Annotated in this window: 14 protein-coding genes; 8 read left to right on the plus strand and 6 right to left on the minus strand. The window is 34.4% G+C overall.

Going from position 1 to position 15277, the window contains the following annotated elements; genetic code table 11:
• Window positions 1-40: 40 nt before the first annotated feature.
• The 7 genes from NAAC61_RS00155 to yqeK all read left to right on the plus strand — a co-directional run bounded on the left by NAAC61_RS00155 (window position 41) and on the right by yqeK (window position 8041).
• Entirely contained in the window at window positions 41-1321 is a 1281-nt protein-coding gene (locus NAAC61_RS00155) for a sensor histidine kinase (protein WP_103064896.1), read from the plus strand.
• 2 nt (window positions 1322-1323) lie between these two features.
• Window positions 1324-2649: a thymidine phosphorylase gene (locus NAAC61_RS00160; RefSeq protein WP_121514934.1), complete on the plus strand. Its 1326-nt coding sequence runs from the start codon at window positions 1324-1326 to the stop codon at window positions 2647-2649.
• Window positions 2650-2671: 22 nt separating this feature from the next.
• A complete protein-coding gene (locus NAAC61_RS00165; RefSeq protein ID WP_237729692.1) occupies window positions 2672-4357 on the plus strand; it encodes a phosphodiester glycosidase family protein in 1686 nt (561 codons plus the stop codon).
• A 31-nt stretch (window positions 4358-4388) separates the two neighbouring features.
• Window positions 4389-6461 (plus strand): elongation factor G, encoded by a 2073-nt coding sequence (gene fusA / locus NAAC61_RS00170; RefSeq protein ID WP_202694889.1) that lies wholly within the window; start codon window positions 4389-4391, stop codon window positions 6459-6461.
• Between the two features lie 153 nt (window positions 6462-6614).
• Window positions 6615-7142, plus strand: coding sequence for a cob(I)yrinic acid a,c-diamide adenosyltransferase (locus tag NAAC61_RS00175; protein ID WP_443146874.1), 528 nt, complete (start codon window positions 6615-6617; stop codon window positions 7140-7142).
• A gap of 10 nt (window positions 7143-7152) precedes the next feature.
• Window positions 7153-7434, plus strand: a complete 282-nt coding sequence (locus NAAC61_RS00180) for a DUF503 domain-containing protein (RefSeq protein ID WP_012208707.1) — start codon at window positions 7153-7155, stop codon at window positions 7432-7434.
• 34 nt (window positions 7435-7468) lie between these two features.
• Entirely contained in the window at window positions 7469-8041 is a 573-nt protein-coding gene (yqeK, locus tag NAAC61_RS00185) for a bis(5'-nucleosyl)-tetraphosphatase (symmetrical) YqeK (RefSeq protein ID WP_103064901.1), read from the plus strand.
• A gap of 9 nt (window positions 8042-8050) precedes the next feature.
• Here yqeK and NAAC61_RS00190 read toward each other — a convergent pair whose 3' ends face one another.
• Entirely contained in the window at window positions 8051-8887 is an 837-nt protein-coding gene (locus tag NAAC61_RS00190) for a M23 family metallopeptidase (RefSeq protein ID WP_202694891.1), read from the minus strand.
• Window positions 8888-9150: 263 nt separating this feature from the next.
• Here NAAC61_RS00190 and NAAC61_RS00195 point away from each other — a divergent pair, with 263 nt between their 5' ends.
• A complete protein-coding gene (locus tag NAAC61_RS00195) occupies window positions 9151-10083 on the plus strand; it encodes an inorganic phosphate transporter (RefSeq protein WP_202694892.1) in 933 nt (310 codons plus the stop codon).
• A 114-nt stretch (window positions 10084-10197) separates the two neighbouring features.
• On the opposite strand, the gene NAAC61_RS00200 is transcribed toward NAAC61_RS00195, so the two are convergent.
• The 5 genes from NAAC61_RS00200 to NAAC61_RS00220 form a co-directional block, all read right to left on the minus strand.
• Window positions 10198-10953, minus strand: a complete 756-nt coding sequence (locus NAAC61_RS00200; protein ID WP_202694893.1) for an SDR family NAD(P)-dependent oxidoreductase — start codon at window positions 10951-10953, stop codon at window positions 10198-10200.
• A 249-nt stretch (window positions 10954-11202) separates the two neighbouring features.
• Window positions 11203-13041, minus strand: coding sequence for an FAD-dependent oxidoreductase (locus NAAC61_RS00205; RefSeq protein WP_202694894.1), 1839 nt, complete (start codon window positions 13039-13041; stop codon window positions 11203-11205).
• Window positions 13042-13065: 24 nt separating this feature from the next.
• The gene (locus tag NAAC61_RS00210) at window positions 13066-14175 is read right to left on the minus strand and encodes an NADH-quinone oxidoreductase subunit D (RefSeq protein ID WP_103064905.1); all 1110 of its coding nucleotides are present in this window, start codon (window positions 14173-14175) and stop codon (window positions 13066-13068) included.
• Window positions 14162-14716: an NADH-quinone oxidoreductase subunit C gene (locus NAAC61_RS00215; protein ID WP_103064906.1), complete on the minus strand. Its 555-nt coding sequence runs from the start codon at window positions 14714-14716 to the stop codon at window positions 14162-14164. Before NAAC61_RS00215 ends, NAAC61_RS00210 begins: the two co-directional genes overlap by 14 nt.
• Entirely contained in the window at window positions 14700-15260 is a 561-nt protein-coding gene (locus tag NAAC61_RS00220; RefSeq protein ID WP_103064976.1) for an NADH-quinone oxidoreductase subunit NuoB, read from the minus strand. Before NAAC61_RS00220 ends, NAAC61_RS00215 begins: the two co-directional genes overlap by 17 nt.
• Window positions 15261-15277 lie beyond the last annotated feature (17 nt).

Consider the following 15277-nt stretch of genomic DNA (forward strand, 5'->3'; position numbering starts at 1 on the left):
TTTTTCCAATTGGATTTTATTAATAAACTAGGTGAAAATATTGGTCAATATATATATTATCGTTATTTTATTGCTTATTATCACAAATATTTTATTTATATATGCTTATTCAAGAAAGAGAAAAGAAGAAAAGGCTCATCAACGGTTTAAAAATGAGATTGCAAAAAGCATAAATATAAACATAAAAAATCCTGTTGATGATTTTCTTTTGCATCAACTAACTTTGTATATTAAAAATTTAGAAGAAAAATACAAATCCGAAAAATACAAAAGAAGGAACATATTTTCGATTCTAGATACCCTTTCCGAAGGAATAATATTGGTTTCTTATAATCAAAATGAAATTATCAGGGTGGATTTCGCTAATTCTTTTGCCAAAAATATTTTCACAACAGAAAATTTTGTCGGTAGGTCATTAACAGAGGTAGTTGACAATCACAATCTCATTGAATTGACTTTAAAAAGTTTTAAAACTAATAAAGATTTGGAAGAAGAAACTTCATTCTATTATCCAGAAAAAAAATACTTCAGATGTCAAGTTAAATCAATAAATGTTGAAAATTATAGAGTTATTATTTTGTTAGATATCACGAAAGAAAAAAATTTAGAAGATCTAAGAAGGGAATTCTTAACCATCATGTCGCATGAAATGCGGACACCTTTATCTGTTATAAGCGGATACTTAGAAACGATATTGCACGAACCTAATTTGGACGAAGAAATTTATCAACCACTAAAAAAAATAGAAGAAGAAATATCGAGATTAACCAGAATGTTTAACGATCTTTTAGATATAGAGAGATTGGAAAAAAATATAGGCGAAGAAAAAAGATTTGTATATTTCAATTTTTCTAATACGGTAAAGAGAGCCTTTGATTTCTTTAAAATTGTTGCTGATAAGATGTCCATTGAGTTTGAAGAACAAATAGAAGATGATCTATACGTTTTCGGTAATGAAGATAGACTCCTTCAGGTAGTGTATAATATTTTAGACAATTCTTTTAAATTCACAGCTTTAAAAGAAAAAGGCGAAAAGAAAGTATGGTTAAGATTGTACGAAAATGACAATACTATAATTTTGGAAATTGAAGATACAGGAATAGGCATACCTTCAAAAGAATTAAAAAGGATTTTCGATCTATTTTACAGAGTAGACAAATCGAGAAGCAGGCAAGTACCAGGCTTGGGGATTGGTTTGTACATAGTCAAAACTGTTTTGGATAACCACAATGCAAGAATATATTTAGACAGTGAAGAAAACAACGGTACATTGTTTCAAGTCATCCTTCCTATCAAAACAAATAATGAAACGGAGGTTTAAAGTTGAGAGCATACGATATTATAAAAAATAAAAGAGATGCTAAAGAAAATACAAGAGAAGAAATAGAATTTATGATCAATGGCTATTTAGAAAACCGTATTCCAGACTATCAAGTTTCTTCCTGGTTAATGGCTATTTTCTTCAACCATTTAACAGAGGAAGAAAGTTATAATCTAACGGATGTAATGCTTAAAAGTGGAGATATTATAGACTTATCAAGGATCACAGGTAAAAAAATCGACAAACACTCTACTGGAGGCGTTGGTGACAAAACTACAATAGCCATAGCACCTATGGTTGCTTCATTAGGGGTTAAAATAGCCAAATTATCGGGCAGATCTTTAGGGCACACTGGAGGAACTATAGACAAGCTTGAATCTATTCCTGGTTTTAAAACCTCTCTAACCACTGAAGAATTCTTTGAAATAGCGAACAACGTAGGGATTGTTGTGGCTGGACAGACTGGAAATATTGCCCCAGCAGATAAAAAGTTGTATTCCTTAAGGGATTCTACCGCAACTGTTGAGGAATTATCCTTAATAGCTTCAAGTATAATGAGTAAAAAACTCGCCATAAATAGTGACGGAATCCTTTTGGACATCAAAGTGGGTTCAGGGGCGTTCATGAAAAACATTGAAGATGCCAAAGAGTTAGGTAGAATCATGCTAAAGATCGCAAAAAGATACGATAAAAATACTGTTGCTTTAATTACCAATATGGATCAACCTTTGGGAGATAACGTTGGAAACGCTTTGGAGGTAATGGAAGCAATAGATACAGTCAAAGGAAAAGGCCCAAAAGATTTTTCTGAGTTATGTTTAGAAATCTCTTCTTATATGGCTTCTTTATCTGGTATAATAACCTATGAAGAAGCGAAGAAAAAATTAATAGAAAACATAGAACGCGGTATAGTAAAAGAAAAAATGAAAGAATGGATAAAAGCTCAGGGCGGAAAAGAAGAAGTAGTTGATGATCCCACTAAGTATCTTAATATATCCTCAAAAACTTTAGAATTCAAGGCAAAGGAACAAGGGTATATAACCTTTATTGATACCGAAAAAATAGGTTTAGCATCAATGGTATTAGGAGCCGGCAGACAAAAAAAAGAAGATATTATCGATAAAAGTGTTGGTTTAACAATTAACAAAAAACTTGGTGATAAAGTTGAAGAAGGGGAGACAATAGCTAAGTTGTTTGTCAGTGACAAGAGCGACGTTGATGCCTCTCTAAACCTTTTAAATGCGGCTTACAACATTAGTAAAGAAAAACCTAAAAACATAAATAAAAATGTAATTCTTGATGTTTTATTTTCCAATGAGAAAAGTTGATTGGATGGAGGATCATTCATTGATGAAAAAGCTTATCTTTCTCTTCTTGCTAATAATTCTAGCAATAAATTTATTTTCTGAAGAAGCTATTTTTATATCTCAAAAAAATCCTCCTGTGAATATGGAAGCTATCAAAAATCAAGATTATTTTTATATTAATGTTGATTATCTTTCCAAATATGATAGCATGGTAATGAATCGCACTTCCAGAATAATGTATATAATATACAATAAAAATGTTTTAGAAATTAGTTTGAACGATTATTACTCTAAAATTAACTTTATAAACAAATACAATAATTCCGTACTTATTATCGATGAAAATGTATACATAAGGGAAGATGTCTTATCTACATTCTTACAATTGAATAATTTTAAAGATATTGACAATATTTTCTTCTACTCAGAAATTCCTAAAATAACTACCTGTAATGTTAGTACAAGTGAAATCAAAATTGAATTTAATTCATATCTCTCAGAAGATTCGATAACTTTGACTAGAATAACAAAAGATGGAGATTACTTATTGAGCATAAAACCTGTCGCACCTATGGAAAGTATTCCAAATAACCTCGACTATTCATACTCAAACAATACCGCTTACTTAAAGTTCAAGAGTGATTTCAACTATGAAGTTAATTTAAATGGGAAAAATTTATCTATTATCATCGATAAAAAAGCTATTTCAAGCATTACTGATACAGATAAATCCACATCTGAAAACGAAGGTCTTCAATACATTGAAAAAACCGAAGAATTAAACGGACAAAGGTTAAAAATTTACCAATTAATCGTCGATCCAAAAATATATCAAATAAAAGTCGATTTGAATAATTTAGGAACACGCTCCGATGTATATTCTTTTTTAAAAGAGAAAAATCCGATCTTTTCTGTTAACGCTTCTTTTTTCGATCCTCAAACTTTGGAACCAGTGGGAAATATCATATCCGACGGCGCATTATTACATTTGAGCTCTTATTCTCGGCCTGCATTAATTATAGGACCAAATTTTCTAGACATCGACTATATCAAATTAGAATACCAATTAAATATTGATAATCTGCTTTTTTGGATAAAATCCATTAATTCTACCTGGAAAGGAGACGTTAAATTATATACTCATCATTATAAGGGAAACATAACGGAAACAGAAGAGAATTATGTTTTTTTCTTAATTGATGAAAATAACCGAATTATATCAAAAAATAAAACAACTCCTTCTGAAGGTGAAAAACTAATACTTATAGATAAAAAATACGAAAAATATCTAGAAAATATATCTTTGGGACAAAAAGTCGATTTCACACTTAATAAAAGCGAAAATTTGACAAACGATCCTACTTTACTTTTAGAGGGTGGGCCCATATTGATACATTCCAAATATACGCAAGAACAACTAGATGCAGAAAAGAAAAGTTACTCCAATGGAATAATTTATGGTAAAGCCCCTAGAACTGTAGTAGCGATAGATAAAGAACAAAATATCAATTTAATGGTAATTGAAGGACTTGATAATCCAGAAACAGGTCTTACATACGACGAAACAAGAAACCTGCTATTTAAAATTGGTGAGTTTGAAGTTGCGATGATGCTAGATGGTGGTAGTTCTTCTATAGTTTATTACGAGGGTGAAATACAAAATTTCAAAAACGAAAAAACTCGTAATTATATTCCCGTGCTTCTAAGTGTTTATAAAAAAATCCCGTAGTTAAGAAATAGATTTAGAATGGAGGGTAATAGTGAGTGAATATAACGCTGAAAAAAAGAGGATCATAGGATTCTTTGGACATCATGGATGTGGCAAAACTACCCTTATGGACGATGTACTTGTAAATCTTGGATTAACTGATAGAATAGGTCAAAGACATTTAGACAAGGATCCTGTTGAAAAAGAAAAAGGAGCAACCTTTTCTAACCACATTTTCTCGTTCGATTTAGATGATTCAAGAATGTACTTTTTTGATACACCGGGATCTTTAGACTTTATAGGAGATATACAAATAGCTTTAAACGCTGTGGACAACGTAGTTATTGTAATAAACGCTTCTGCTGGTGTGGAAGTAACAACAGAAAGAATTTGGAATATGGCGAGAGAATTAAACAAGCCTATCGTATTTTATGTAAACCAAATGGATAAAGAAGAAGTTAACTTCGGAAACTTAATGCAAGAACTCAAAGAAAGTTTTGAGGACGAAATAAGAATAGTTCCTTTCCAGGTTCCCATAGGCGAAGGCTCAGATTTTAAAGGAGTTATAAATCTTTTATCAAATGACGTATTTATATATGAAGAAGGGACAGGCAAATCCTCCAAACAGAGTGAAATCCCTGATAATGCTAAAGATTATTTGGAAAGATTTCATTCTGAAATAATAGAAGATATTGTTGAAACCAACGAAGAACTAATGGAAAAATATTTTGAATCCGGCGAAGAAGGATTAAGTCAAGAAGAATTGATTTCCTCACTTCATAAAGCGTATGATGAAGATAAAATAATTCCTGTATTCATTGGATCTGCTTTAAAAAACATTGGTTTTGATCAATTGATAAAGGCTTTAATGAGTTTCGGAATGACCCCGCTTGAAAGAAAGTTTTACACTGAAGAAGGCAGTGAGATTTCTTCCCAAGAAGATGGTCAGTTTTTAGGTATCATCGTTAAAAATGAAGTAGACCCGTTCGTTGGAAAACTCACCTATCTAAGGGTTATTAGCGGTTCTTTAAAAGCCGGTTCTAGTATCTATATTGTTGAAGAATCCACAAGAGAAAAGATTTCCCATATCAACATACCTAGATTTGATAAGAACGAAGAAGTCGAAGTCGCGGGTGTTGGTGATATCTTAGTTATACCTAAGCTAAAATCGAGTAAAATAAATCAAACCTTATCCAGTGAAGAAACGTCAAATAGGCTGAAATTACCAGAATTTCCAGAACCGATGATATCTAAGTCTATAGCCCCTAATTCTAAAAATGAAATAGACAAAATTACTGAATCGTTGGCAAAAATTGCAGAGTCAGACCCAACATTTAAATGGGAATTCGATGCGGAAACTGGAGAAACGGTCATAAGTGGAATGGGAACCATTCACTTAGAAATAATGATAGAGAAATTGAAGAAGAATTTCGGCATTGATTTTGAGGTAGGAAAACCAAAAATTGCTTACAAGGAAACCATAAGAAATAAATCCCAGGCAGAATACAAACACAAAAAACAAACCGGAGGTCATGGTCAATACGGTCACGTTAAAATAGAAATTGAACCGCTAGAAAGAGGAAAAGGCTATGAATTTGTTGATAAAATCGTTGGAGGAGTTATCCCAAAAAATTTTATACCATCCGTAGACAAAGGTATCAGAGAAGCTATCAAAAAAGGTGTTTTGGCTGGTTTTCCTGTTGTTGATATTAGGGTCACTCTTTTTGATGGCTCTTACCATGAAGTTGACTCTTCAGATATTTCATTTCAAATAGCTGCAAGGCACGCATTTAAAATAGCTATGGAAAGCGACACACCGGTTATTTTAGAACCAATTATGCATGTTGAAATATTCTTACCCACTGAAAACACAGGAGATGTTATCGGTGAAGTTACAGCTAAAAGGGGAAGGCCTTTAGGAATGGAATCAGCCGGGAAAGGATACGATAAGATAGTGGCTGAAATTCCATTGGCTGAAATGCTGGATTTTTCACCTCGTCTCAGTTCTATCTCCTCAGGAAAGGGTTATTTTACCATGAAATTTTCCCATTATTCAGAAGTCAGCCCTGATATACAAAACAAAATAATAGAAGAAAGAAAAAAGGAAGAAGAATTACAAAAATAAAATGGGGCTATGCCCCATTTTTATATATCTTTTGCAGCTTTGTGCAAAATGGTTTTTTAAGTTTGCCGCATTGTGCAAACTGTGGCACTTCAAAACTAAGATTTTCATTTTAAAAGGGTCACAGGACAAATAAATAAAAAGGAGAGATGTATGGTGTCTATTACAACAAAAACAGGTGATAAGGGTGAAACTTCTCTTTGGAGTGGAGAAAGAGTATCAAAAGACGACCTAAGGGTTGAAGCCTACGGTACCGTAGATGAATTAAACTCATTCCTTTCCGAAGCAAGCCACTATTTAAAATCTCATGAAGTAAAAAAAATAATTAACGAAGTACAGAATAATTTATTTAAAGTAGCAGGAGAATTAGCTTCCAAAAGTCAAAAATATAAATATCCCATTCAAGAAGAAGATGCCCTTAAAATTACGAATTATGTTTATGAATTTGAAAACAGGTTAGATTTAAAGGGATTTGTAATACCCGGAAGAACTTTGCAATCTGCAAAGTTAGATATTTGTAGAACTATAGCTCGAAGAGCAGAAAGACGAATTATCGCTTTAGACAAAAAAGAACCTGTATCAGAGCCATTAAAAAAATATGCAAATAGATTATCTGATCTGTTATTTGTATTAGCTCGTTTTGAAGAGTACATAGAAGATAAAATTGAATTCAAAAAATGGTGAGGGAATTAAAATGTTCTGCATCAAATTAGAATTGAAAATTAGGTTGTTTGGAATTGGTTCTTTGAAAGACAAAAGATCGGTAGTGAAAACACTTATAAACTCACTTAGAAAAAAGTACAATGTGTGTGCTCTAGAAGGGAATTATAACGACTCGAAAAATTACTTGGGAATATTCGTATCGTCGTTAAGTCAAAGCAGAGATTATTTACTAAACCTTATTGAACAGATTGAGGATGACATCGAACTTAATTATGGTTTAGAAGTTGAAAGGGAAGATTACACAATTTTTTAATTGTTATATGACCGCATAGTTAGGAGGTTATAATTTGGATTTAACCAGAATTATAGAAGAATTAAAAATGTATTTAAAAGCAACTATTAAATCTAAAAAAAGATTAGAACATATCTACAACGTTGTCAATTTCTCCATAAAATTAGCCCAAATCCACAAACTTCCAGAAAGAAAAGTGGAAGTCGCCTCGTTAGGACACGATTTGTTTCGAGATGTAGATCCAGGCAGGTTAATAAAATTGGCGGAGTTTTATAAAATTCCACTTGATAAATTCGATAAAAATCGCCCCATTCTCTTGCATGGAAAAGTAAGTGCGGAATTTTTGGCAAGGAAATTCCTTATTGACGATGATATATACCAAGCGATATATTATCACACGAGCGGTTATGAAAAAATGGGAGATATAGGAAAAGCGCTTGTTATTTCCGATTCAGCAGGAGATGACAAGAATTTTGAAGGCGTTGAAGAACTAAGAAAGGTATCAATCATATCTTTGAATGAAGGGTACAAATTAGCGATTAAAAACAAAATAAGCTATGCATTAGCTAAAGAGAGATACATATTGGAAGATACATATAAGACATGGAACGCACTGTGTCAAATTTGAGGATTTGTATCAATTTCCACCTAAGCCATATTCGTTTTCTGTATTATTCAACACATAAATTCTATTACTGGAAGGCAAGAATACTAACGGGTCGTAATTTGTATCAGCTTTTTTAACTTCGAAGTGAAGATGGGGACCTGTACTTAAACCTGTATTCCCTACTCTCGCAATTATTTCGCCTTTTTCGACATATTGACCCTCATACACATTCATTTGAGAAAGATGACCGTAAACATAAGAACCATTCGAAGATTCTATTTCAACCATTAAACCATATCCTCCATTTTCGCCAACAAATTTCACTTTTCCCGCTTCAACACAAAAAACGGGTGTGCCAATAGGTGCCGCAAGATCTATCCCTTTATGAAAAGAATACTCTTTAGTTATAGGGTGAATCCTATATCCATAAAGAGAAGAGATAGTACCATAAACAGGCCATATTATACTTCTTTCATTATTAAACCCTTTTCCTACAACACTTTTAGGGATAAAAAGTTTTTGATTAACAAAAATAGTTGTTGTATCGAGATTGTTCGCTTTAACTATATCAGAAACGCTTGTAAAGAACAATTTAGCAATATAAGTTAGATTATCCCCTTTTTTAACTTCATAGATATACCCTTCTGGTTGAGGAATCAATATTATTTGTCCAATTTTTAAATTGCTGGGACATAAATTAGGATTCCAGTCTAAAATAGTTGAAATGGATAGGTTGTATTGAACTGAAATACTATACAATGTTTCGTTTCTTTGAATCTGATGCTCAACGATAGAATACGACGAAAAGGCTAATACAGCCAAAATTGAGATAGTAAAAAATACAGCCGCTCTTTTAAGACTGCCCAAAAGCTGTCCTCCCCCTTACTGATTCAACAGGTTAATAAAGAATACGAAATTATTATACCACATGATAATTTTTATCTAGTAAAAAAATAATTAAAAATCCCTAAATTTACCTTCTCTTATTTTGATTTTTCTAATCATTGACATCTATTAAAATTGGTGTTAAAATAGAAAAATCTCTTCTCAGAAAAGCCTATGATTGCCAATATGGTGAAAATGGGCTTTAATTTTTTAAAATCTTCTAAAAACGGGGGAATATTTTTAATATGAATCTATTTTATTTAATCCCAGCTATATTGTTAGGATGGTCTTTAGGTTCCAACAATTCTTCCAATGTATTTGGACCAGCTGTGGCTTCTGGATTAGTTCCATACAAAAAAGCTATTATAGTATCTGCATTTTTTGTTTTTGTCGGCTCAGTAGTTGGGGGGAGAAATGGGTTAAACACCTTGGGGGCTTTGACTAATTTAAGTGTTGAACTACTATCATTAGCCTTATTTTGTGCTTTTTTAACCATGATTTTTATGAGTTTGATTGGGCTTCCCGCATCTGCTACCCAGGCTGTTGTGGGCTCCCTGATTGGTTTAAGTATTCTAAAAGGAGATTTCAACTCATCTATTTTAACAAGAATTTTCGTTTCGTGGATACTTACTCCTATTGGTGCCTTGGTCTTCGCTTTCATATTATATAGACTTTTGGCTCTAACATTTAGAAAATTTTTGGGGATCACAGCCCAAGATAGATTCTTAAAAGTGCTAACATGGATCGTCATTTGTTATAGTGCATACTCATTAGGAGCTAACAACGTTGCAAACGTCACTGGAGTATTTGCAAAGGTTTTATTTACCCCTTTTCTTTTACTCATTATAGGTGGTACTTCAATAGCAATTGGAATTTTAACTACCAATAAAAAGGTTTTGTATACCATAGGGAAAGGGATTGTCGAATTGGATCATTTTTCTTCATCCGTATCGATTTTGGGGGCAGGGGTTACCCTGTGGATCTACTCCTTAGTTGGTGTCCCTATCAGTGCTGCACAGGCTACAATAGGTGCTATTGTGGGTGTTGGATTAGCGGCAGGTACTAGAACTTTTGATACTACTACTATAATGAAAGTAATTTTTGGTTGGGTAGGAACACCTATGATTTCTGGAATTATTTCACTTACAGTGTTATTTCTAATTCAATTATTATTTTAATCGCTCGGGTAGGAGTTTGCCCCCAGCGAACTTTCATCGCTTAGGTGTTGGGCATGGTGGGTGGATCCTAAAAGCATCCACATAAAGTGGATGCTTTTAGGATATGGTTCTTTATTATAACGCAATATATCCTCCATCAATAACTAATTCAGAACCTGTCATGTACGAGGATTCGTCAGAAGCTAAGAATAATGCTCCATAGGCAACTTCTTCAGGTTCAGCAGGCCTACCCAACGGTACAGCACTAAGGACTTGTTTAGCTGATTGTTCATCATCTAAAATATCTTTGGCCATAGCTGTTCGTATTATACCAGGATGTATGGAATTTACTCTAATATTGTATTTAGCGAGTTCAACAGCAACTGTCTTTGTTAACAGTCTTGTAGCACCTTTTGAAGCAGAGTAGACTGGCATATTTGGAAAGGCTATAATTCCAGCAATAGAAGAAATGTTGATTATAGAGCCCTTTGTTGCCTTCTTCATTGCTGGTAACACATATTTTATACCCAAAAATTGGCTCTTTGCGTTTGTGTTTATTACACGATCCCATTCTTCTTCTGTTGCATCCTCTATTCCATTCATGGTTGCAATACCTGCGTTGTTTACTAAAACATCAACTTTACCCCATTTCTCTGTTGCCTGATCAACTACTTTTTTCCATTCATCAGCTTTGGTAACGTCAAGTTTTACCGCAATTGCTTCATGTCCATCTTTGTTGATTTTATCTGCTACCTCTTTTGCTTGATCCTCTAAAACGTCTGCAACGACAACCTTTGCCCCTTCTTTCGCGAAGAGTTCAGCTTCAGCTCTCCCCATTCCTCTTGCCGATCCGGTAATGATAGCAACTTTTCCTTCCAATCTTCTTGCCATACTATGAATCCCTCCTTTTGGAATCAAACATTTACCAACTTAAGAAATTATAAAACATAATTTTGAAAAGAGATTTTTATAAAACACCTCCCTTCTCCCTCTATAATATGCATGATGTGAAACCTGAAAAAAGGTACTAAAAATCGGTTTTTTGCTCTTTTTCACTATTTCTTTTGCATAGAGATACTCTAATGCTAAAATAGTAACAGGATGATGAGGGAAAGAAGGTACCTTTCCCTCGCTATCTTTTTATTTTGAAAATTTTTTCTCCATTATGTATTGGTCTATTCCTTGAGCAGCTTTGTGTCCGTCTGCAACTCCGTGAATTACATCTGGCCCATGCACTATATCCCCACCTGCAAACAGCCATGGTACACCTTCTACTTGTCCGTACTCGTTTGTTTTTATCTTTCCTCTTTCTATCTTCATGTTCTTTTGGATCTCTTCCGGCAGATAGCTGTAATCTGGAGCCTGCCCAACAGTCATTACTACCATATCTGCATTTACAATAATAGTGTTACTTTCATCGTATTTTGGGTTGAATCTTCCGTCTTCGTCGAATACTTCCACACATTTCCTAAACAATACACCTTTCACTTCTCCATTTTCAACTATCACCTTTACAGGGCCCCATCCTGGATGAAAAATTACCCCTTCTTCTCCGCCTTCAACAATCTCGTCTTCATCAGCAGGCATCTCATCAAAGTTTCTCTCTAAACTGAGGACATGCACTTCAGATTTATTATATTCCATGTTTTGGAGTCTGAGCATGGACCTTGCAACATCCATGGCAACATTTCCTCCCCCTATGACCACAAGGGACTTCGGGATATATGGTTTTGGACCCTCTCCTCTAACATAATTTTTCATTTCTTCTAAAATTGTCAAAGAATCAAAGACTTTTTCATGATCAGATCCTTCGATCGGAAGCTTTCTACCTTTGTTGAATCCAGTTGAAACAAATATTACATCGTTTTTTGCTTTTAATTCTTCTAATGTAATGTCTTTACCAACTTTTGTATTTGTTATTATCTTTACTCCCAGTGATTTTATGTAATTTACATCTTGGTCAAAAGCCGTGTCTGGAAGCCTATAAACAGGACCTCCATAATTAAGAACACCACCAGGCCTGTTCTTTTCCTCATAAACAGTTATTTCATAACCCATTAAGGATAAGAAATAAGCTGCAGAAAGTCCGGCAGGTCCAGCTCCAACGATGGCAACCTTAGCGTTAGCCTTTTTTATAATCTCCTGATCTAAAATCTCTGGATATTTATCCTGTGGAACGTTATCCACGATATATCTTTTCAACCATCTTATAGCTATAGGTTCTCCTCTGTGACCTATAGTACAAGCTGTTTCACATCGATGAGTACAAATTCTACCGCATACCGCGGACAAAGGATTCGTTTTATAAAGATCTTTCAACCCAGTTTGAAGATCATCATCATATATATCTTTTATGTAATCTGCTATGTTCATGTGTGCTGGACATGTCTTTTCACAAATACTACACCCCACACATCTTGAAGCCTCTTTTACAGCTTGTTCTTTTGAAAATCCTTTAACCATCTCTATGAATGAGGTTTTTCTGATTTCTGGTGGATCAATTTCCATCTCTTTTCTTTCTAAGTCAAGTAGGTCTGAATCTTCATCTCTAACATAACCTAAAGGCTTTTTAATTCCATGGATCCCGTCATCCGTGGGAATAAAAAAGAAGGTGTTTGGATCTTTAGATATATGTACATATTCTTTGGTCATCTGCAATGAGCCAGTGGTACATATATCCACACATAGACCACAAAAGCTGCATCTTCCATAATCTATGGCAGGCCTTTGTGGTTTAGAGCCTTCTACATCTGGGAGCTCTTCGAAATCTATCATTGTTATAGCATCCGTCGGACATATTTTTGAACAAGTACCACAACCGATACATTTTTCCCAGTCGTTTATATGAAAACCTCTATATCTATCCGAAGCCTCTCGAGGTGTCATTAAGATATCTTCCATAGGAACACTAACAGGCTTTTTAGTAAGGTATTTCCAGGCCCTTGCTGGAGCAAAAAAACTTTTTTCAGGTGTATTCATCATATTCACCTCTTCCTTTAATTTTTATCTATCTATTTCAGGAGCACAGACACCCATTGTATCCATCCAAAGCGCTGCATCCTCTATCCTTGTACCGGGCAAATATTTTTCTACCCCCAATAAACCTTGTGGATAGGATGCTCCTCTAACAGCAACTCTATAGGGTTTATCTTCTCCTTCTGAAACCATATAATAACCATATTCTCCTCTTGTGCACTCGATATGAGTGTAAACTTGACCCTTTGGAACACGCCACCTTAAAGCACTTCCACTAGATATTTTGTTCCATACTTTACCTTTTTTGGGCATTTTTTCAATTACCTGTCTTATTATTTTTATGCTCTGATACGTTTCGAGGTATTTGAAATACACCCTTGTATATCCATCTGAGTAGTTTGCGGTTGGGACAGAGAATTCTACTTGGTCATACCTTGCATATGGGTCTACTTTTCTAATATCGTATGCTTCTCCCACAGCTGATCTCATGCCTATCCCAGTAACTCCTAACTCCCAAACAACCTCTGCAGGTAACAACAACTTATCTTTGGTTCTTCTTTGAAAGAGGGAGTTCTTGAGAATCAAATCTTCGTATTCTGGAAGTCGATTTTCTAAATAATCGAGAAAACTCTTTATTTTCTCAATAGTTTCTTCACTCAAATCCTTTCTTACGCCACCTGGTACGATATACATATGGTAAACTCTTGCCCCTGTTATCTCTTCAAAGATATCCAATATAAGATCTCTATCTGCGAGTCCCCAATTGGGTCCAGTATAGAGTCCAACAGGTCCTCCTATTCCTCCAAGCGACATTAGATGGTTTGCGATTCTTGCTAGTTCTAAGATTATCATCCTTATCCAATGAGCTTTTTCAGGGACTTCAATTCCTGCTAACTCCTCTATCGCCATGGCGTAAACCATCTCATTAATATCAGGTTCTGGTACGCAAATCCTTGGTATGAGTGCAAGATTATTCATCCAAAGTCTTCTTTCCATAAGTTTTTCAAATCCTCTATGCAACATACCAGGCATAGGCCTTGCCCTGACGATGGTATCTCCATCAACATACATATGTACACTGAAATTTCCGTGCATTCCCGGATGATTTGGCCCCAAGTATAATTTAAGTTCTTTCATTTATTCCACCTTCTTTTATGACTTCTTTTACTGCGTTCTTGGAAAGTTCCACATCATACTTTCTATCAGGGAATTTACGCTTAGAATACTCTAACGGATCAAAATCTTTTCTCATAGGTGGTTTATCATCCCATAATTCTAAGAACAACGGTTTTTCAGAATCTGAATTACCTTCAAATTTTACTCCGAAGAACTCATGGATATCCCTTTCGTAGTATCTGGCTCCAGGGAAAATATCTATGATACTGATATATTCCGGATTTTTTCTATCTATCTTTGTTTTTACTAAAAAAGTAATTCCATTTGTCCAGTTGAACAAAACATAAGCTAGTTCAAATTTGTTTTCTTCAATCCAATCAATACAGGTTATCAAACTTAACTGTTTCCAACCTTTGTCCTTTAAATAAGTCAATATCATTGGTACATTATTTTGATCAACAACTAAACTTATTTCATTTTTCTTTGGCGTGGTGAAATCTTTTATATCGAAATTTTTCTCAAGAATGCTTATCATCTCTTTGGCATCATTCGTGGAATTCATCCTTTACATACACCTCCCCTAAAGAACGGATTTGATTATTTCGATACCAATCGTAATTCTCAACATATTTTTTCCATCCGTTGGCTTCGCCTTTTGTTATCATGTTTTCAAGCGTTTTGAAAGTATTCATTATAGCTTCAGGCCTTGGCATACATCCGGCAAGGTAGAGATCAACTGGAAGATAATAATCCAGCCTGTTGATCACCGCATAGGAATCATAGTAGATTCCCCCGTTTAAAGTACAAGACCCAAACCCTACAAGATATTTTGGAGTCATCATTTGTTCATAAGTGTATATAACTCTTCTTAAAGTTTTAACGCTTAAATAACCTGTTATCAGCAGAACATCTGCTTGACGAGGTGTTGCCATAGGTCCCATACCCAATCTTTCCATGTCGAATCTTGCTGTCATTGTTGGCGGAAGTTCTACCGCGCCACAACCTGTGCAATAATGAAGCATCCATAAAGATTTGCCTCTGAAGATATTTTTTATCTTTTCCCAAAAAGTTATGGTATCGTTTAAATCTTCTTCGAAGATATTCATCTGCTCTATTTTCTCTT

It is taken from the genome of Petrotoga sp. 8T1HF07.NaAc.6.1, from assembly GCF_016772115.1.
GTDB classification, from domain to species: domain Bacteria; phylum Thermotogota; class Thermotogae; order Petrotogales; family Petrotogaceae; genus Petrotoga; species Petrotoga mobilis.